This is a genomic window from Micromonospora sp. NPDC003197 (assembly GCF_053590565.1).
Genome location: NZ_JBSFTE010000002.1, coordinates 137,103 through 156,459, shown reverse-complemented (window position 1 = coordinate 156,459; position 19,357 = coordinate 137,103). Strand labels below are relative to the sequence as shown.

Below are 19,357 nucleotides of genomic sequence, written 5' to 3'. Positions count from 1 at the left end.
CAGTTCCCGATCGTCAGCCTCGGTTCAGGGCGGCGGCGGGAGCGGTCCGCAGCGCCTGCCGGGTGGGCAGCTCGATGGTGAGGAAGGCGATCGCGGCCACCACGATCGCGACGGCAGGCAACAGCCAGTAGGGGCCGGCCGGCCAGGGCTGACCCAGGAGGCCGATGGCGAGCAAGACCAGCGGTACGACGGCGAGCAACACACCGGCACCGAGCGCTACCGCGCAGATCAGCGCTGCCTCCCGGCGCATCATCGCGCGGACCTGGCCGGGCGTGGCACCGACCAACTGGAGCATGGCGATCTCGTTACGGCGTTGGGCCGTGGTCGCGATCAGCTTGTTGGCGATCCCCAACAGGAGATAGCCCAGCAACACCCCGAGCACCACGATGTTGATCCACAGCTCAGGCGGGATCGCGCCCACCCCGCCCGGCCCCGATCCCGCGTCGTTGTCGTCGAGGACCAACCCCGGGCGGGCGGCGACGAGCGTGGCAAGGTTGCGCCGGGCGGTGTCGGTGTCGTCCGCACGGACCAGGATGCTCTGGTCGAGTCCCGTGGTGAGGTGCCCGACCACCAGGTCGCGGGAGAGCACCACCGGGCCGAACCCGAGACCGCGTCCGTAGACGGCCACGACCCGGGCGGTCACCTCGGCACCGTCGCCGAGGATCAGCTCGATCTCCCGGCCCACCGAGGCGTCCCGGGACCGGGCGACGTCGGCGGAGACCGCGACGGTGTTGCCGCTGAGGTCGGCGAGGTTGCCGGTCTGCACGTCGAGGTCGAGCACGGCCGGGGCGTCCGCGGTCAGCACGAACGCGGTGCTGGCTTCGACCTCCGTCTCACCGAGCATCCGGTACGGCCACAGCACCGTGGTCGAGGTGACCGGGGCGGCGGCCCGTACCCCGGGGGTGGTCTGGATCGTCGCGGGCAGGTCGGCGGGGAGTCCGCCGAGTTCGGGGGCGCTCAGGCGCAGCTGGGCGAGGGTGCCGTCGCGCAGGTCTCCGGTGGTGGCCGCCAGCATCGTGGTCTGGGTCAGGGTGTAGGTGAGGGTGAAGACCACGGCCATGGCGAGGGTGGTGACCGCACCGGCGACCCGCAGTGCGTAGCCGTGGCTGTTGGCCACGGCGAGCCAGGTCGGCGCCGAGGCCCGCCCCGGCAGGCGACGGGCCAGCACTCGGCTGAGCCAGCTGATCAGGGTTGGGCCGACGAGTGCGAGGCCGATCGCGGCGAGGATGCCGGCGAGGGCCGTCACCGCCACCCCGGCCTGCGACCGGGTCAGCAGCGGCGCGACCGAGACGACGTTCGCCCCGACGAGCACCAGTACGCCGGCGAAACCCCGACCCTTCGAGGGGGTACGCGGTTCGCTCTGCGACTCGGCGACCGCCTCGGTGGCCGGCATCCGGGAGGCCCGCCAGGACGCGCTCCAGGCCGAGACGAGTACGACGCCGACCAGTAACAGCGTCGCCGCCAACGCGGGCAGCGGGCTCACCGTCAGCGGCAGTACGGACGGGAGCATTCCGACCGATACCAGCAGCTGCCGAAACTGGTCGGCCAGCAGGTATCCGAGGGCGAGACCGGGCGGCAGCGCGATTCCGGCGACAATCATGGCCTGGGCTGCGGTGAGCCGGCGTACCTGCCGTGGGGTCGCCCCGACGGCCCGCAGGAGGGCGAGGTCCCGCCGCTGGGCGCCGATCGACACGGCCAACGCGCCGGCCACGATGAACCCAACGACGAGCAGGGTGACCCCGGCGAGCGAGCCGGCCAGCAGCGGCAGGAGTCCACGGGCGGCGACCGTCTCCGGGGCCTCCACGTCGCCCCGGGCCGCTCCGGTGGAGACGACGAGGCCGGTGTCGCGTACCAGTTTGCGGATCTCGGCGGCGACCGAGTCGCCGGATCCCGGGGTGGTACGGACCGCGACCAGGTCGACGCTGCCGGCTGTCGGCCCCTGGTCCCGGCCGGTCAACCGCAGCGCCGTGGAGTCGGTGAAGAAGATCCCGCCTGCGGAGACCACTGCCGACACCCGGTACGTGCTCCGGTGGCCTGCGGCGATCACCGAAACCTGGTCGCCTGGTGCCACACCGGTGGCGGCTGCGGTGGCCTGGTCCAGGGCGACCTCGTCCGGACCAGCCGGTGCCGCACCGGCCACCTGTGCCTGGTCCAGCAGCGCGGTCGAGGACCAGCCGTGGCCGGCGCTATCCGGGTCCTTCGCCGGGACGACCCCGCCCTGCGCGTCGAGGACGGCGGCGGGAAAACTCACGTCACCGATGGCGGCGGTGACACCCGGCAACTTCGCCATCCGGTCGACCAGGTCGCCCGGCACCTTCACCCGTTCCGGCAGCGCGATCGGCAGGTCCCCCGCCGGCCGGTACGTCTGACTCGCTGAGACGACGACGTCGGCTGCGGCGAGCCGGTCGACCGGTGCGTGTGAGCGCCAGCCGGACTCGGCCAACACGCCGATACCGGTGACGAACGCGGCACCGCCCAGCGTGGCGCACGCTATGGCCAGCAGCGCGGCGATCCGATGGCGGGCCATACGCAGCGCCAGGTACAGCATCGTCTACTCCGTTTCGAGCGTGGCGATACGGTGCGCCAACTCGGCTGCGGTGGGTGCCTCCAGCGTGTCGACGATCCGACCGTCGGCCATGACCAGCGTCCGGTCGGCCCGTGCGGCAGCGCCTGGATCGTGGGTGACCATCACCACCGTCTGGCCGAGGCCGTCGACCAGGTCACGAAGCAGGTCGAGCACCTCACGTGCGGTACGCAGATCCAACGCGCCGGTCGGCTCGTCGCCGAAGACGACCGCCGGTTTGGCCGCCAGTGCCCGGGCGATCGCGGCCCGTTGCTGCTGGCCGCCGGAGAGTTCGGCCGGACGGCGGCCCAGTCGGCCGGTCAACCCGACCCGCTCGATCAGCATTCCCAGCCAGTCCCGGTCCGGTGCCTTGCCGGCCAGCCGCAGCGGAAGCGTGATGTTGTCCGCGATGCTGAGCGACGGCACCAGGTTGTAGGACTGGAACACGAAACCGACCCGCTCCCGCCGTAGTTCGGCGCGACGCGTCTCGTTCAGCCGGCCGACCTCGGTCTCGCCAATGAAGGCACTTCCGCTGGTCGGGGTGTCGAGGCCGGCGGCACAGTGCATCAGTGTGCTCTTCCCCGACCCGGACGGACCCATCACCGCGACGAACGAGCCGGGTGCCACGGTGAGGGAGACCTCGTCCAGCGCCCGTACCCCACCAGGATAGAGCTTGGTGACCTGCTGCAGCGACACAGCGGATGCCTGCCGGGTCGCCGGGCCGGGCCGTTGCGCGATGCTCGCGGTGCTCATCGACGCCGTTGCCGATAGTGGTGGACGACCAGGCTCACGCCGCTCGCCAACGCGATCAGCCCGAAGCCGGACCCGATGAAGACGTTGACGCCGATGGCCGAGCTGACCACGTTGGCGGCGACGCTGACCACCAGCACCAACCACAACAGTGGGCGCAAGACCTTGCCTCGGGATTCCGCTGGTGGACGGGCGCCTGACGACTCGGACGCCTCAGAAAGTCGGTACGGATCCGACACGATGTACTCCTTACGCGATCGACCTTGTGGTGTCTTCCACGCTAGGAGCGATGACCGGGGTAGACGATCCAGCCACCCGGCCAGTTCGAGGTATAGCAGGCTGTACGTGCGGATCAGCCCCTGGTCGCTGCTGTGACCAGACCGGTCTCGTACGCGCTGATCACCAACTGTGCGCGGTCCCGGGCGTGCAGCTTCGCCAGTAGCCGGCCGATGTGGGTCTTCACGGTGGCGACGCTGAGGTGCAGGTGAGCGGCGAGCTCGTGGTTCGACAGCCCGTGTGCGATGAGGGTGAGTACCTCGCGTTCGCGTTCGGTCAACCCGTTCAGCTGGGAAGCGGGCGACTGGGCGGGTTCGGGCCGCCGGGTGAACTCGGCGATGAGGCGTCGCGTCACGGACGGGGCGAGCAACGCTTCCCCCTGCGCCACGATCCGGATCGCCGACAGCAGTTCGGTCGGCGGAGTGTCCTTCAGCAGGAAGCCGCTGGCACCGGCACGCAGCGCCGCGTGGACGTACTCGTCCAGGTCGAACGTCGTCAGGATCAAAACCCGTACGCCGGCCGTCGCGGAATCGTCGCAGATCTGCCGGGTGGCCTCAATACCGTCCAGCTCGGGCATCCGGATGTCCATGAGGATCACGTCGGGCCGTACCCGACGGGCCAGTTCCACAGCCTCGGTGCCGGTGCTTGCCTCGCCCACCCCGGTCAGGTCGGGTGCGGTTTCCACCAACAGTCGGAAGCCACTACGGACCAGCGCCTGATCTTCGGCGACCAGTACCCGGATGGTCACGCGTTCTCCCTGCTCAGATAGGGAATACGGGCGGACACGGTAAAGCCATTGCCCGGACGTGGTCCGGCGGTGAAATCGCCGCCGTACATCGTCACCCGCTCGCGCATGCCGATCAGGCCGTGCCCGCCGGAACTGGTCCTGGCCGGTCGTACCCCATCGTCGGTCACATTCACGGTCATCGCCTGGTGGTCAGCAACCACCCGTACCGTGCAGTGGGCCGGTGCCGCGTGCGTGACGACATTGGTGAGGGCCTCCTGCACGATCCGGTACATCGCCAACTGCGCTCCGGGCGGCGGCGTGCCGATGGTGGTGACGTTCAAATCGACGGTGACTCCGGCGGCGGTGGCCCGGTCTGCGAGTTCGGGCAGTCCGGCTAGCCCGGGGGCGGGATCGCGTACAGCGGCCGACTCCACCGGATCGACCCGGAGCACCCCAAGCATGCCGCGCATCTCGGTGAGCGCGCCGCGACTTGTCGTCTCGATGACTCGGAGCGCCTCGCGCGCCTCGGCCGGATGCTCCTCGGCGACATGATTGGCGATGCCGGCCCGTACCGCGATGAGGCTCAGGTGATGCGACACGATGTCGTGCATCTCCCGTGCGATACGTAGCCGCTCCGCCGCCTGGATCTGTTGCTTGTCCCGCTCACGCTCCCGTTGTGCGGCCTGATCGGCCCGGGCCCGCCGATGGCGTACGACAGCACCGGCCGCCCCGCCGACAGCGACCACGAGCCAGACCAGGCCGATCAGCAGCATCGCGTCGGCGACGCTTCCGCTGGGCGTGATCACCGCCTCGCCCAGGTACACCCCCACGGTGCTCACCAGCAGGGTGGCACCCAGCACCAGCATCGACCGGCGCGGCGGTTCCCGCAGTGCGACGAGGTAGAGCGCGAGCGCGACGGCGACGTACGGCTCTCGGGTGAGATCGAGCAGGGTGGCGGTGGTCGAGGCGGTCACCACCACACCCAGCACCATCCGGGGCCGGAACCGTCGGACCGCCACCGGCAGGCCGACGGCGGCGGCCAGCAGCCATCCAAGCCAGGACGGACCGGTGAAGAGCGGCAACCCGTCAGTCCCGTCGAACTCGGCGAAGGTCAGGTACGCCGCTGTGATCAATACCCCGGCCACCAGGTCGACAAGGAGCAGACCGGCGCGACGCAGGTTGATCGGGAGCACGGCACGACGGTATCCGTACCGGCCACGGTCGGCGTCACACCACGGCCCGTCATACCTGAGTCTGACCGCGAGGTCCGGTCCGCAGTCCGATGGCAGGCCACCCGCTCTGGATGATCGTTGTCAGCATGACCGACAATCGCTTCCCGGGTCGCTGGCTCGGCGGCTGTGCTCTGATTCTCGGGCCGATGCTCATGCTCACCGGCGTGCTGCTCCGCTCCGGACACCACTTCTTCTTCCCCGACCAACTCGCCGCCTACGACCGGCAGCCGACGCTGATGTTCGCTGCCTACAGCGCCTTTGTGGTGGGCAACGTCATGCTCTGGCCTGCCGTCGCCACCCTCGCCCAGCGCATTGGCGTCACCCACCCCGGCTGGGCGTTGGGTGGTGGGGCGCTCGCCACGTTCGGACTGTTCCAACGCACGTTCCACGCCGGCGTCGACCACCTCTCCTTCCAACTGGTGCGGCTCCAGGGAGTGGACATGGCGACCAGTACGGTGTCCGCCGCCTACGGCGCGTACTACGTGCTCAGCGCGCTGTCCGTTGCGATCATGGCAGGTTGGGTGGTGCTCGCGGTCGGAGCCTGGCGGGCTCGGGTCTTTGGTCCGTTACGCGCGATCGCCCTGGCCGCGATGAGCGCCCTGCCGCTCGGTGTACTCAAGGGCACGACACCACTGTCCGTCGTCGCGGTCCTTGGCCTCGCCGCCGCCCTGATGCCGTTGGGCGTACGCGTGCTCCGGGACGGACCGGCACCGTCAGCCGCAGCGGTGGCCCGCTGGGCAGTTCTGCTTCCCACCGCGCTCGGCGTCATGGTGCTGCTCGGCACGGTTGGCTAACCCGGGGCGTACGGCGCGATCTCCCGTGCCGGGAGCCCGGCTACGGGCCGGCTGATGCCGACGGAAATCAACACCGGCACGAGATCTGTTGCCTGCTGCTGTTGGAACGTAGCGATCGCTATCGGGGCCGCACCGGGATCTGACGGGCTGGCTCAGTCTCGGTGCGGGTGAACCGCACATCGGAATCGGGATCCACTTCGAGCCCACCTAGACCCGTCAACGTCACGGACCGGTCCTACATCCTGTGGCGGTGGTCGGCGAGCCAGGTGTCCTCGGCGGGGTAGTCGAAGAGGTCCATCGAATAGTTGCGGGCCAGATCGGGGAAGACCTCTCTCCAGTCCCGGTCCCGGGCAGCGGCCACCAGCCAGGCCACCGTTTCCGGTAGCGAGTCCAGATAGCTGTTGACCGGCTGATAGCCGAGTTCGCGCTCGGCCGCCGTCATGTCCAACACCACCGGCTCTGGCGTCGTCCACGGTGTGATGCCGACCGGTGATACCGGCGACGGCCCGTCGATCAGGATCTCGTCGGCGTCGTGGTCGAGTACCGCATGCACGGCCGCACCGATCTCCCGTACGGTCGGCACCTGCGGATCGGCGGCATTGAGCACCCGGGCTCCGGGCTGAGCAGCGGCAAGCCGGATCAGCTCTGCCAGGTTGGCGGTCGACACCGGATGGAACCGGCTCTGGCCACGGTAGGCCATGATCCGGACCGGCCGATCGTCGAGCGCTCGCTTGACGAAGTACCACTCCCGAGGATCTGTGGTGTGTGGACCGTGAATCGCGCCCGCCCGGAGCAGGGTCGTCGGTAGGACGGCTCCGGCAGTCAACAGTTCTCGCTCCACCGCGGACTTCTCGGTGGGATAGCTACCATCGGCCGGCTCGACGGTCGGCTGACTCTCGACAATGGGTACGGGGAACCGGACCCCTTCCTGGCCGAAGCCGCGGCCCTGGTCGTCCAGGTAGACGGCGGCGGTGGAGATCACCACCGCCGAGCCGATCCGATCGGCCATCCGAAGCAGCTGGCCGGCGTGCGAGGCATTCATCGCCACGGTGTCGACGACCACGTCGACCCCGTCACCGAGTGCGTCGGCTAGCTGAGCGTCGTCGTTCCGGTCGAGCCGGACCGACTCGACACCCCAGTCGGCCGGCCAGGGGGCACTGGCCCGTACGCCCCGGGCCCCGGCTCGGACCTGCCAGCCGTCCTCGACCAGGGCGCGTACGGCGGCACAGCCGGTCTGTCCAGAAGCGCCGATCACCAGTGCGGTTCTCGTCATCGGGCAACGGTAGATCCGGATAAACGACTAGTGGTGTGTTGTTCACGGAGAGCGGAAGCGGACGGCGCTATCCGTAGAAGCGGATCACTTGGGGCCGGCCACCGGTCGGGTCGGTGCGTTGCACCCCGGGCAGGTCACCCAGACCGCCTGGGTACGACCGTCGACCAGGGCGTATCCCCACACCTTGCGGGCCCCGAAGCAGGTGGTGCAGAGGTTCGGCGCGGACGGTCGCTGTTGCTGGTCGGCCATGACGTGAGCCTAACGCCCACCGCCGTGGCGGTGGCCTGCGTCGCGGCGGCCCGGCTCGACCTCGGAGAATGCCCCTGTAGCCCGTCGCACGACTGATCTGCTCCCCTACAGTGCTCAACCATGAGTGAGTTCGTCGGCATCATCGGGGCAGCGGTCGGCGTGTTCGCCGCCACGAATGTCGACGACATCATCGTGCTGACCGTGCTGTTCCTATCCAGCCGTGCGACCGGCAGGCCTCGGCCTTGGCAGATCTGGACCGGGCAGTACGCCGGAATCGGTCTGCTGGTCGCGGCCTCCGCTCTGGCGGCACTCGGCCTGACCATCGTGCCGGACCGGTGGGTGGGACTGCTGGGGCTCATACCGTTCGCGCTCGGGGTCAGGGGACTCATCGCAGCGGTCCGCGCCAGGGGCACCGATGAGCCGCCCAACCCGGCCGTGGCCACCGGACTGGCCTCGGTGATGGGCGTGACCGTAGCCAACGGCGCGGACAACATCTCCGTCTACACCCCGTTGTTCCGCAGCATGGGCCTGACCAGCAGCCTCATCATGGTCGGCGTGTTCGCCATCGGGGTCGCCGCCTGGTGCCTCGCTGCCGCCTGGCTCGGCTCCCACAAGAAGGTCATCGAGGTCGCCCAGCGGTTCGGACACTGGATTGTGCCCAGCGCTTTTCTGCTCATCGGTGCCGTCATCGTCATCGAGTCGGGCGTTCTCACCACAGGTTCCGGCCACTGACTCCGCGACATCGTCGGTAGAGCCACGGAGTAACGGGGGCCAGCGCCCATCGACTTACACCAAGCGGAGTCAGGCCAAGTCCGCCACGCCCGCTGATGGATTTGACAGCGCTATAGCTACCGGTTATCTAATAGCAACCTGTCTGTCCAAAGGGGTGTGTCCGGGTGCAGGATGTGGTGCTGGCCATGCTGGCGAAGGAGCCGGCGCATGGGTACGAGCTGCGCAGCCGGATGCGTGACGCGCTCGGCCCAGTCGGCGACGCGATGAACGCCGGGCAGATCTACGTGGTGCTGGCCCGGCTGACAAAGGCTGGGCTGGTGACCTCGGAGCGGGCCGATGGCCTGCCGGACCGGCCTGACCGCCGGGTCTACGCGTTGACCCCGGCCGGACAGCAGCGGGTCGCCGGCTGGCTGACGGAGGTGAGCTGGCCGAAACCGGACCTTACGGAGTTTCACCTGAAGCTAGTGGCCGCTGCGGCTGGCCGGCTTGCTGATCCCGTGGCGCTGATCGACGCGCAGCGGCGCGAGGTACTGCGCCGACTGCGCGACAACCAGCGCGCGGCGCTGGACCGGTCGGTGGATCCGGTTGCCGGGCTGCTGCTGGAGGGCGTGGTGTTGCGACTGCGGGCCGACCTGGAGTGGCTGGAGGCATGCGAGCGCATGTGGGCCGAGTGTGATCGAACTGGACGGAAGGCGGAGGCATGACCGGATCGATGGCGTTACGGACACGCGGGCTGACCAAGCGGTACGGCTGGAACAACACGCTGGTACGCGCCGTCGACGAGGTCGATCTCGACGTGCCCAACGGGCAGACGTTGGCGATCATGGGCCCCAGCGGCTGCGGCAAGTCCACCCTGCTGCACCTGCTCGGCGGGCTGCAACGCCCGACCGACGGGCAGGTGTGGCTGGCCGACCACCGGGTCGACACGATGAGCGAACGGGCCCTGGCCCGACTGCGGCGCCAGCACATCGGCCTCGTCTTCCAGTCCTTCCATCTCATGGACGAACTCACCGCCGTGGAGAACGTCGAGATGGCCGCGCTGCTGGCCGGTCAGCCGCCCGGCCGGGCGCGCCGGCGCGCCATGCACCTGCTGGAGCGGGTAGGGCTGGCCGACCGCACCGCGCACCTGCCCTCGGCGCTATCCGGCGGCCAGCGCCAACGCGTCGCCATCGCCCGCGCGCTGAGCAACGAGCCGCTGGTCGTACTGGCCGACGAGCCCACCGGGAACCTGGACAGCGCCGCCACCCTGGATGTGCTGCGGCTGTTCGAGGATCTACGCACCACGGGACAGACGCTGGTGGTGGTTACCCACGACGCCCGCATCGCGGCGATCGCCGACCGGGTGATCGCCATGCGCGATGGGGCGTTCGCTGACGACAACCTGCTCGCCGGCGCCACCACCGGCACCGTCTACGACGGGCGGCGCTGACGTGAACGGCCGCCTGCTGCTCGTCTGCCGACTGCTGGTCCGGGACCTGCGCCGACGCCGGACCGAAACCGTACTGCTGCTGGTCGCCATCGCCACCGCGACCGCGACGCTGACCCTCGGCCTCGCCCTCAACGAGCTCATCAGCCGCCCGTACCAGCAGACCCGGGCCGCCACCGCAGGCCCGGACCTGGTCATGGAGCCGGGAAGCACCGGCCCGGAGGCCCTGGCCGCGCTCGCACCGCTGGCAAGCGCCCCCGGCGTAACCAGCCACAGTGGGCCCTATCCCCTCCTTTTCAAGACGCTGACCGCCCGCGACCTGACCGTCCGAGTCGTCGTCGAGGGCCGGGACGTCGGCCCGGCTGCGGTCGACCGTCCGGCGGTCACCGATGGCACCTGGGTCCGCCCCGGCGGCGTGGTCATCGAGCGCGCCTTCGCCGACGCCCTCGGCGTACACGCCGGCGACACGGTCAGCATCGACGGCCATCCGCTACAGGTGACCGGAACCGCGGTGACCGCCGCCCGGCCCGCGTACCCGTACGTCGGATGGCACCTGCCGAGCACCATCCTGCACGAGGCGGGCGGCCTGGTCTGGGTCGACCGCAGCGACATCGCCACACTCGCCGGCACTCAACCGCTGACGTACACCCTGAACCTGAAACTGGCCGACCCGCAGGCCGGCATCTCGATCTTCGGCCCGTCGCACAAGAACCCCGAATTCCGAGGCTGGCACATCAAAACCTCACCGCAGATCGCAGACGTCAACGGCCGTCTGAACAAAAAGGCGCAGGAGACCCTGCTGGTCGGCAGCTGGATGCTGACCGTCCTCGCGCTGGCCGGCGTCGTCGGCATCGTCGCGGGCCGAATCATCGGCCAGCGACGCAGGGTAGGGCTACTCAAGGCCGTCGGTGCCGGGCCCGCCATGATCGCCGCCGTTCACCTCGCCGAGTACCTCGTGATCGGGCTCGCCGCCGCCGGCATCGGCCTGGCTGTCGGCTGGCTCGCCGCGCCACCGCTGTTCCGCCCGACCGCCGGACTCATCGGGTCCGTCGGCGTCCAGCCACCGATGCGCATGGTGGCCGCCGCCATCGCGCTCGCCCTCGGTATCGCCGTCGCGGCGACCCTGGCACCGGTGGTACGCGCCGCCGCCACCAGCACTATCCACGCGCTGGCCGACGCCGCCACGCCACCGCGCCGCCGGGGGTGGGTCATCTGGCTGTCCCGCCGGCTGCCCACCGCCCTGCTGATCGGGGTACGCATCAACGCACGCCGGCCACGCCGTGCCCGGCTCGTCACGGTGAACACCCTGGTCAGCACAGCCACACTCGCCGCCGTGCTCATGGCACAGGCGCAGGATCACACCCCAGTACCACTCGGCTACTCGACGCTTCCCGACCGCCGCGACGAGCGAATCATCCAGGCCATTTTCCTCGTCGCCGTCGTGGCGTGCGCCCTCGCGCTCCTCAACACCATCGTGAGCACCTGGACCGCAGTCCTCGACGCCCGACAACCGCTGGCCGTCGCCCGAGCGCTCGGCGCCACGCCCGGACAGGCCGGCACGGGCCTGGCGATAGCACAGCTACTACCCGCCATACCCGGCATCGCCGCCGGAATCCCCGTAGGCATCGGACTATTCATACTCTTCAGCAACGGCGATCTTCGGTATGCGCCCGCCTCCTGGCTGCTCGCCATGGCACTCGGAGTCCTGCTCGCCATCGCCGTGCTCACCGCCCTCCCCGCAATGGCCGCCGCACGCCACCCAGTCGCAGACGCCCTCCAGGCCGCACCGGCCTGAACGGCCTGCCCGGGATCATCTCCTGGCGCGAGGATGGCACTCCGCTGTCGGTGCTCGCGTGCACCGTCGTCGACATCCGGATCACCGAGATCACGGTCGTGATCGACGCGACCCAGTTCGCGCAGATGGACCTGCCGGCTCCGCCGTGAGTCCCAGCCGGCGCTTACCATCTCTGACTGTGATCTCGACCGTGTGGCGGCTGCTCACCCGCCAGATCGATACGAACCAGGCGCAGGACGACGCCGTGCTGCGCGAGGCGTGTACGCAGGCGCGGTACGGCTCCGACACCGGACCGGCCCAGAAGGCTTTGGCTGCCACCCGAGGCGACTACGACCGTCGGGCGCGGTACGTCCGCGTGCTGGCCGAGTCGACCGCTGGTGGGCTGGGATCCCGAGTCGACCGTACGACCGGCCGGGTCGACACCGCGGCCGCCTGGACCGATCGCTGGGCGGCGCATACGCCCACCAATGCGGATGCTCAGCTCGTACGTGCTCGTTCCCTGATGGCACGAGCCTGGGAAGTGCGCGGCGGGGGCTGGGCCGCAACCGTTCGCCCAGAACAGTGGACCGAGTTCAACCGGCTGCTGCACCTGGCCCGACAGGTGAACGACCTGGCAATGCGGCTCGCCCCTGAGGACCCCACGCCGTGGGTGAACCAGCTGGACCTCATGATCGACCAGAGCGCACCACGGGAGGACGTCGAGGAGACGTGGCGTGAGCTGACCCGGCGGGACTCCTGGCATCGGGAGGGGCACGGACTCAAGCTGACCTACCACTGTAGGAAGTGGAGGGGCTCGCACGAGGCGATGTTCGACTTCGCCCGGTCGGTTGCCGCCGCAGCGCCCGCGGGCTCGCCGCTACACGTGCTGCCAGTACAGGCCGCCGCCGAGTGGGCGCTGTGGGAGCAGGAGCGCGCATCCCCAGGCAACGCCGCCGATGAAATCAGCCAACGGTGGCGGCAGGATCCGGTCATGCAGTCCGATCTCGACAACGCGCTGTCCCGGTGGTTCCACCAGCCGGCCACCCGGCACGCCAACTGGCTCAACGACGCGAACTTCTTGGCGTACGGGCTGGCGCGCACGGGCCGCGACGCCGACGCCGCGCCGGTCTTCGCATCGATCGGCCGGTACATGACCAGCGTTCCGTGGTCCTGGTGGGACCGCACGCGTGGCGATACAGCCTTCATCCGAGCCCGCCGCCGCGCCCGCCGCGCTGCCTGACTGCCGACGACACCTGACTACCTTCAAGTTCACCCTTCGGGGGCGGCACGCGTGCACTGCGGCAGAACTGGCCAATACTTCCGCTACCGTCGGTGATTCCTGTCCGGTTAGGAGCAGTCAAACCGGTGGTCGCGGGGATGCTCCGGGCATAAGGCACAGACTTCGAGACACGCGCGGCTGACATTTCAGGCGTCATCATCCGGGGATGGGCGCGGCCGGAGGAGATCGTGGGCCAGCCCATCCACCGTTCGTTTCGAGGTGCGGGCCGAGGGTAACCCAGCAACATGGCTAAGGGTGACAAATTCCGCAAGGGTGACCACGTCTCGTGGGCCAGCCACTCCGGTCGGGCATACGGGACCGTCCAGGAGGAAATTACCGAACGCGTGAAGGTCCGGGGGCACCCAGTCAACGCGTCACTGGAGCACCCGCAGTACCGGATCCGCAACGACGATTCCGGGAGGGATGTCGCGCACCGGCCGGAGGCGCTACGCCGCGAACAAGAGTGAAGACGGCGGCGCACTACTCGTTGATGAGCTGCTCTCGAAGAATGTCTGCGTGCCCACAGTGCTGGGCAAGCTCGCGCAGCACGTGGAGATACACCCACCGCAGCGGCAGCGGGCCCCGCCGGTGCCCGTGAAGGATGTCGTCCAAACCCAGGGATGACGTCGCGTGGCGTGATGCTTCGCAGGCTTCGCGGTGTGCGTGCTGGACGGTGGCGATCGTGTCTTCGTCATCGAGGATGAACGACTCGTCCGACCTCGCAGGGATGCCGATCTCAGCGCGCGACCGGCACGTGACGGCTTCGTCGAACCAGACCTTCTCGACGAAAGTTGCGTGCTTCACAAGACCCAGCAGCGTGGTCCCGGAGGCCACCAACGATCGGCGCACCTGTTCCTCTGTCAGCCCGCCCAAGCAGCCATTGAGCGCGTCGCGGTGCTCGTCAAGGAACGCCTCGAACTGGGCGTGGGCTGACTGTGCGACGACCTGGTCGGCGAAGGTAGGCGGATAGGAAGGCATGAACGAAGCATTCCAGACCGTAGCCATGGGCAAGTAGCGGACATCGACACGAGCGGACGCCAAGCGTTGGTTCCGGATCAGGACCGCTGGCGAGCTACGGGACAGCGACCCTCGTGATAGCCAACTACACCAGTCGACCCGTGAAGTCCACGTTCGCGGTCACTCAGTCGAGGCAGAACTCGTTGCCCTCGATGTCCTGCATCACGAGGCACGACTCGTTGTCCTCATCGGCGAGCAGCAGTCGCACGCGCACCGCGCCGAGCGCGACCAGTCGCGCGCATTCGGCCTCAAGCACGGCCACGCGCTCCTCACCCACGAGCCCGGTGGCGACCCGCACGTCAAGATGCAACCGATTCTTGACGACCTTGCCTTCGGGAACGCGCTGGAAGTACATGCGCGGGCCCACACCCGAGGGATCACTGCACACGAACGCCGAACCCTGATCCTCAGGCGGCAGCGAACCGTTGTAGTCGTCCCAAGTAGCAAACCCCTCCGGTGGCGGCGGTACGACGTACCCCAACACCTCACACCAGAAACGAGCAACGCGCTCAGGTTCTGCGCAGTCGAAGGTGATTTGGATCTGCTTGACCGATGACATCGGTCCACCATAGAGGCGGGGTCTTCCGTCGTCTCCACGGGTCCGCCTGGCGAGGGTTATGGCGCATGCGGCACGCGGGAGACCCGAGGTGCACTGGGCGGCAACAGGTCGCAAACAATCAAGATCCGCACTGATTTGTGCCGGATCTGTGCCAGATGATCAAAGCCCGGCGTTTTTGCTGGTCAACGGTGTTACTGGTGGAGCTGAGGGGATTTGAACCCCTGACCCCCTCGATGCGAACGAGGTGCGCTACCGGTCTGCGCCACAGCCCCTCGACCCGCCACCAGAACTCGTTGCGGGCCGGCGACAAGGCTAACAGGTCGGGGACCGCCAGGGCGAATCCACCCCGCCACCCCGCCCGCGACTCCCCATCCCTCCCCGTTGATCATGGACTTAAAGTAGACAAAAGGGGCATGCCATTGTCACAACTTCATGATCAACGAGGGAGGGTCGAAGGTGGGGCCATGGAAAGGGTCAGGCGGAGTGGGAGCCGCGACCGGCCTCGTACGGTCGACCCCGCAGGCCACCGGAGCGGCGGTACGACACCGAGCCGCCTGCCCGTCTGCCGCCGCCACCCGAGGCGGCCGACGGAAGGTCGCCGGCCCCGTCCAGGCCCATGGCCGCCCGACGTACCACCTCGCGCTGAGCCGCCAGCCGCCGCTGCGCCTCCCGGCGGGCCGCCGCCCGGCGGGCCTGCTCTCGGCGTACCTCGGCCTGCCGCACGGCCAACCAGGCCGCCTCCCGGGCCTGTGCCCGCCGCCGACGGCGCTCGGCGATCGCCCGCCGCCGCAGGTGTACGACGTAGGCGACCAGCAGCGTCCCGGTGACCAGGAACCCGACCCAGAAGCCGGGACCGACCACCGCGACACCGATCAGCTCGACCACGTTGAGCAGCAGCAGCGCGGCGAAGACCCGTCGCCGCCGGTAGACCACCGGGGTGTGCCGGTACGCGTTGGGTCGCCGACGCCCCCTCGACGCGGTTCGGGGCACCGAGCGGAGTCGACCAGCACGTCGGCCGGCCGTCGGTGCGCCGGAGACAGGTCTGGCGGAGACGGACCCGCCGGCCGCTCGCGCGCCAGCAACCGATGCGCCAGAAACAGACCCGCCAGCAACCGATGCGCCAGACGCACCAGAGGCGGCGGCTCCGGGTTCCGCCACGGTTCCATCGCCGCGGCGGGTCACCACCCGTACCGGGCTGGGATTGACCGGGGCCCGGCCGGGAACAGTACGACGTCGCCGGCGGCGCTGTAGCACCCGCGCCGTCGACTGCGCCCGCTCCGCCACCAGCCGCTCGGTGGCGTCGTACCGGCGAACCAGCGCCGGCGCGAGGGCGAGCAGACCGGCTGCGGCGAGGACGGCGAGGAGCACCGAGGTCGGCACCCTCACCCCTCCCGTCACCACATCGGGTAGCCCACCGGCTCGGCAGACCTCCGCACAGTTTCGCTCAGCACGCAGATCGGCAGGTCCGGTGTGGTTACCGCACGTTCCAGTTACTTGAGGTTACGGGCCCTGGACCAGGAAAATCGTGCGCCGCGCCGACCATCGGGGCAGGAAGAAGATCAAGTAGCGAGGGCGCGGAGCCGGTGCCAGCGGGCCAACAGCCCACCTTCGGGCACGATCTCCTCGCTGGTCATCGCGTATCCAATGTGATCGCGCCAGGCACCGTCGATGTGCATGTATCGAGGGTGGTAGGCCTCCTCCCGGAAGCCCAGCTTCTCCACGACGCGCCGTGAAGGTCCGTTTTCTGGCCTGATGTTCACTTCGATGCGATGCAAGCCGCCCGGACCGAACGCGTAGTCGACAACGAGCGCCAAGGCGGTCGGAATGATGCCCCGGCCGGCCACCCGGGAGTCGACCCAGTAGCCGACGTACGCCGAACAGAACGCCCGCCGCACGATGTTGCCCAGGTTGAGATGGCCGACCAGCCGTTCCCGGCCCTCCTCGACCAGGCACACCGCGAACGGCATGCCCTCGCCCCGGCGGGCCGACTGGCGCTGGTCACGGTAGACGTAACGGAATGCGGCCGGGGAGTTCAGCTCGGCCCAGTTGCCGACCGGCGACGACTCCCAGGGTGCCAGCCACGCCTGGTTGGCGCGCCGGACCTCGGACCAGGCCGCCGCGTCCGACCGCCGGTACGGGCGCAGCAGCACCGGCCCGTCGGCGAGCATCACCGGCCAACCCACCGCTGCTCTGAGTCTCATGACACCGCCTCCAGCTATCGATCCGGCCGGACCAGCTGCCGCATACACTGCGGCCCCGCCTGCCCCATGGCAGTCGAGCCGGACCGATCACCGTACCGGTTCATCGACGACGGTCCAGTAGGAGGACGTCCACGGTGGAGCCGGCTGTCGCGGTGGTCACCCGTTCACCGAGGACCAGCAGCCCGTTCGCCTCCGCCAGCCCGGACAACGTGTACGGGCCACCGCTGAGCGGCTGCACGGTGTAGCCACCGCCACGCCGCTCGGCGACGTGTGCGGGGCGAAACTCGCGCAGTCCCGCCGGGGACGGCACCGTCTCCAGTAGATGTGCCCGGACGCTGGGCCGGAACACCGGTTCGGCACCTGCGAGCAACTGGATCGCCGGCCGGGCCAGCACCTCGAAGCCGATCAACGCGGCACCGGGCTCACCGGGCAGGCAGATGACCGGCACCTCCTCCGCGCCGACCGTACCGAAGCCGAGCGCGGCACCCGGGTAGAGGGCGACCTTGGTGAAGGCCACCGGTCCGGCCCGGTTACCGTCGCGCCGGGACAGGATGCGTCGCACCATGTCGCCGGGTCCGGTACCGGTGCCCCCGGTGGTGATGATCAGGTCGGCCCGCAGGGTCTGGTCCTCAAGCAGCCCGCGCAGCCCCTCCGGGTCGTCATCGCAGATGCCGATCCGATAGGCGACCGCCCCCACCTCGGCGGCGGCGGCGGTGAGGGCGTGCGAGTTCGCGTCGACCACCTGGCCGGGCTGGCTGGCCCGCCCGACGTCGACCAGTTCGTCGCCGGTGGCCACAATCACCACCCGAGGACTGGGCCGGACCACGACGTGCCCGATCCCGGTCGAGGCGAAGACGGCGACCAGGGCGGGTGAGACGTACGTGCCGGAGCGCGCGAGCAGGGTGCCCGCCGGCAGTTCCTCACCGGCCCGGCGTACGCCGTACCCGCGCTTGGGCGCACGGAAGATCTCCACCGTTGCCATGCCCTGGTCGGTCCACTCCACTGGTACCACCACGTCGGCGGCGAGCGGCAGTGGTGCCCCGGCAGCCACCGAGAAGCAGCAGCCCTGGGTCAGCCGGACCGGCCGCCAGCTCGCCGCACCGAGGTCGCCGACCACGTTGAGCTGGACCGGGCGAGAGCCATCCCGCCGAACCGGCCGGTAGGCGCCGGCCGAGGCGTAGTCGCCCCGGCCGGCACCGCCGATGTCCTCCCAACGGGCCGCGTACCCGTCGATCGCGGCCTGGTCGAAGGCCGGATAGGAGTTCGGCGCGACGATGTCCTCGGCGAGCACGTTGCCGTACGCCTGGGTCAGGTCGAGGTCGAGCGGTGGCAGCGCGCGTAACCTGCGCAGCACACTGCCCAGGTAGTCGGCGAGCGGCGTCAGCTCGTTGGCGGCCGCCTCGGCATCGGCCGTCGCGGTCACACCGTCACCTCACCCGATCCGGTGTCGTGGTGAGCACGATCGGTGTGCCCGGCGCGGACGGTGTGCCCGGCGCGATCGATGTACCTGTCGCGGCCGGTGTCCGGGGGCCGGTTCTTCGGCCGGTCATGTACCCCGCCCGAAAGTGCCGACGAACTCGCCGAGCCACTGCCGGAACTCCGGACCCAGGTCGTCGCGCTGGCAGGCGATCTGTACGACCGCCTGGAGGTAGCCCAGCGGCATGCCGGTGTCGTAGCGGGTGCCCCGGTAGACGATGCCGTGCACCGGCACCCCTTCCTTGAGCAGCAGTCCCATCGCATCGGTCAACTGGATCTCCCCGCCGCTGCCCGGCCCGGTCCGCTTGATCGCATCGAAGATGCGGCTGGGCAGGACGTACCGGCCGAGTACGGCGAGGTTGCTCGGCGATTCTGCGGGGTCCGGCTTCTCCACCAGCCCGGTCACCTTGACCACTTCACCGAGGTCGGACAGGTTGCCGTCGGCCGGCTCGACGGAGGCGATGCCGTACCGCTTGGTTTCCTCGGGCGCGACCTCCAGGAAGGCGAGCACGATGCCGCCGGTCCGGGCCTGGATGTCGAGCATGGCCGGCAGCAACGGCTCGGCGAGGTCGACGAACTCGTCACCCAGCAGTACGGCGAACGGCTCGTCGCCGACGTGCGACTCGGCGTACGACACCGCGTGCCCGAGGCCAAGCGGCTCGCCCTGCCGACAGGTGTAGATCTCGGCCAGTTCGCTGGGGCGACGGATGGCGGCCAACCGTTCGGTGTCGCCCTTCTCCTCCAGTCTGGCTTCCAGGTAGGGCTGCCGGTCGAAGTGGTCGATCATGGAGGTCTTACCCCGGCCGGTGACGAGCAGGACGTCGCCGATGCCCGCCGCGGCGGCCTCCTCGACGATGTACTGCAACACCGGTCGATCGACCACGGGCAACAGCTCTTTGGGCACGGCCTTGGTAGCCGGCAGGAACCGGGTGGCGAGGCCAGCGGCCGGGATGACCGCCTTCACCGCCCGCTGTCCAGCCGCTGCGGTGGACGTGGCTTGGGTCGTTGAGGCATCCGACATGTCGCGAG

At 69.5% G+C, this 19,357-nt stretch carries 20 protein-coding genes and 1 tRNA gene; 7 read left to right on the top strand and 14 right to left on the bottom strand.

Annotated features, from left to right (window positions below; genetic code table 11):
• Window positions 1–13: 13 nt before the first annotated feature.
• The 5 genes from ACWDV4_RS02975 to ACWDV4_RS02955 all read right to left on the bottom strand — a co-directional run bounded on the left by ACWDV4_RS02975 (window position 14) and on the right by ACWDV4_RS02955 (window position 5,509).
• Window positions 14–2,548 carry an FtsX-like permease family protein gene (locus ACWDV4_RS02975; protein WP_449974381.1) on the bottom strand — a complete coding sequence of 845 codons (2,535 nt, stop codon included), beginning with the start codon at window positions 2,546–2,548 and terminating at the stop codon, window positions 14–16.
• Between the two features lie 3 nt (window positions 2,549–2,551).
• Complete coding sequence (locus tag ACWDV4_RS02970; protein WP_449974380.1) at window positions 2,552–3,316, bottom strand: ABC transporter ATP-binding protein; 765 nt, start codon at window positions 3,314–3,316, stop codon at window positions 2,552–2,554.
• Entirely contained in the window at window positions 3,313–3,474 is a 162-nt protein-coding gene (locus tag ACWDV4_RS02965; protein WP_449974378.1) for a hypothetical protein, read from the bottom strand. The genes ACWDV4_RS02970 and ACWDV4_RS02965 overlap by 4 nt, the downstream gene beginning before the upstream one ends.
• A gap of 191 nt (window positions 3,475–3,665) precedes the next feature.
• Complete coding sequence (locus tag ACWDV4_RS02960) at window positions 3,666–4,337, bottom strand: response regulator (protein ID WP_449974377.1); 672 nt, start codon at window positions 4,335–4,337, stop codon at window positions 3,666–3,668.
• Window positions 4,334–5,509, bottom strand: coding sequence for a sensor histidine kinase (locus ACWDV4_RS02955; RefSeq protein ID WP_449974375.1), 1,176 nt, complete (start codon window positions 5,507–5,509; stop codon window positions 4,334–4,336). Before ACWDV4_RS02955 ends, ACWDV4_RS02960 begins: the two co-directional genes overlap by 4 nt.
• 125 nt (window positions 5,510–5,634) lie before the next feature.
• On the opposite strand from ACWDV4_RS02955, the gene ACWDV4_RS02950 reads away from it, so the two are divergent.
• Window positions 5,635–6,342 carry a hypothetical protein gene (locus ACWDV4_RS02950; RefSeq protein WP_449974374.1) on the top strand — a complete coding sequence of 236 codons (708 nt, stop codon included), beginning with the start codon at window positions 5,635–5,637 and terminating at the stop codon, window positions 6,340–6,342.
• Window positions 6,343–6,577: 235 nt separating this feature from the next.
• Here ACWDV4_RS02950 and ACWDV4_RS02945 read toward each other — a convergent pair whose 3' ends face one another.
• Window positions 6,578–7,615, bottom strand: a complete 1,038-nt coding sequence (locus ACWDV4_RS02945; protein WP_449974372.1) for an NAD-dependent epimerase/dehydratase family protein — start codon at window positions 7,613–7,615, stop codon at window positions 6,578–6,580.
• A gap of 84 nt (window positions 7,616–7,699) precedes the next feature.
• Window positions 7,700–7,864, bottom strand: a complete 165-nt coding sequence (locus tag ACWDV4_RS02940) for a hypothetical protein (RefSeq protein ID WP_449974370.1) — start codon at window positions 7,862–7,864, stop codon at window positions 7,700–7,702.
• 120 nt (window positions 7,865–7,984) lie between these two features.
• On the opposite strand from ACWDV4_RS02940, the gene ACWDV4_RS02935 reads away from it, so the two are divergent.
• The 6 genes from ACWDV4_RS02935 (at window position 7,985) to ACWDV4_RS02910 (ending at window position 13,542) form a co-directional block, all read left to right on the top strand.
• Window positions 7,985–8,596 carry a cadmium resistance transporter gene (locus tag ACWDV4_RS02935; RefSeq protein WP_449974369.1) on the top strand — a complete coding sequence of 204 codons (612 nt, stop codon included), beginning with the start codon at window positions 7,985–7,987 and terminating at the stop codon, window positions 8,594–8,596.
• A 164-nt stretch (window positions 8,597–8,760) separates the two neighbouring features.
• Window positions 8,761–9,300, top strand: a complete 540-nt coding sequence (locus tag ACWDV4_RS02930) for a PadR family transcriptional regulator (protein ID WP_449974367.1) — start codon at window positions 8,761–8,763, stop codon at window positions 9,298–9,300.
• Window positions 9,297–10,025 (top strand): ABC transporter ATP-binding protein, encoded by a 729-nt coding sequence (locus tag ACWDV4_RS02925; protein WP_449974365.1) that lies wholly within the window; start codon window positions 9,297–9,299, stop codon window positions 10,023–10,025. The genes ACWDV4_RS02930 and ACWDV4_RS02925 overlap by 4 nt, the downstream gene beginning before the upstream one ends.
• Before the next feature lies 1 nt (window position 10,026).
• Window positions 10,027–11,817: an FtsX-like permease family protein gene (locus tag ACWDV4_RS02920; protein WP_449974364.1), complete on the top strand. Its 1,791-nt coding sequence runs from the start codon at window positions 10,027–10,029 to the stop codon at window positions 11,815–11,817.
• Window positions 11,818–11,995: 178 nt separating this feature from the next.
• The gene (locus ACWDV4_RS02915) at window positions 11,996–13,036 is read left to right on the top strand and encodes a DUF4034 domain-containing protein (protein ID WP_449974362.1); all 1,041 of its coding nucleotides are present in this window, start codon (window positions 11,996–11,998) and stop codon (window positions 13,034–13,036) included.
• A 284-nt stretch (window positions 13,037–13,320) separates the two neighbouring features.
• Window positions 13,321–13,542, top strand: a complete 222-nt coding sequence (locus ACWDV4_RS02910; RefSeq protein WP_449974361.1) for a DUF2945 domain-containing protein — start codon at window positions 13,321–13,323, stop codon at window positions 13,540–13,542.
• A gap of 13 nt (window positions 13,543–13,555) precedes the next feature.
• Here the strand turns inward: ACWDV4_RS02910 and ACWDV4_RS02905 are convergent, their stop codons facing one another.
• The 7 genes from ACWDV4_RS02905 to ACWDV4_RS02875 form a co-directional block, all read right to left on the bottom strand.
• Window positions 13,556–14,053: a DinB family protein gene (locus ACWDV4_RS02905; protein WP_449974360.1), complete on the bottom strand. Its 498-nt coding sequence runs from the start codon at window positions 14,051–14,053 to the stop codon at window positions 13,556–13,558.
• Between the two features lie 163 nt (window positions 14,054–14,216).
• Entirely contained in the window at window positions 14,217–14,651 is a 435-nt protein-coding gene (locus tag ACWDV4_RS02900) for a VOC family protein (protein ID WP_449974358.1), read from the bottom strand.
• A gap of 195 nt (window positions 14,652–14,846) precedes the next feature.
• Window positions 14,847–14,923 (bottom strand) — tRNA-Ala (locus ACWDV4_RS02895).
• 202 nt (window positions 14,924–15,125) lie between these two features.
• On the bottom strand, window positions 15,126–16,031 hold the full coding sequence (gene sepX / locus ACWDV4_RS02890; RefSeq protein ID WP_449974357.1) for a divisome protein SepX/GlpR: 906 nt from the start codon (window positions 16,029–16,031) through the stop codon (window positions 15,126–15,128).
• 179 nt (window positions 16,032–16,210) lie between these two features.
• Window positions 16,211–16,852 (bottom strand): GNAT family N-acetyltransferase, encoded by a 642-nt coding sequence (locus tag ACWDV4_RS02885; protein WP_449974355.1) that lies wholly within the window; start codon window positions 16,850–16,852, stop codon window positions 16,211–16,213.
• A 100-nt stretch (window positions 16,853–16,952) separates the two neighbouring features.
• Window positions 16,953–18,275 carry a molybdopterin molybdotransferase MoeA gene (locus ACWDV4_RS02880; protein WP_449974353.1) on the bottom strand — a complete coding sequence of 441 codons (1,323 nt, stop codon included), beginning with the start codon at window positions 18,273–18,275 and terminating at the stop codon, window positions 16,953–16,955.
• A gap of 123 nt (window positions 18,276–18,398) precedes the next feature.
• Window positions 18,399–19,349, bottom strand: a complete 951-nt coding sequence (locus ACWDV4_RS02875) for a UTP--glucose-1-phosphate uridylyltransferase (RefSeq protein ID WP_449974352.1) — start codon at window positions 19,347–19,349, stop codon at window positions 18,399–18,401.
• Window positions 19,350–19,357: the final 8 nt, after the last annotated feature.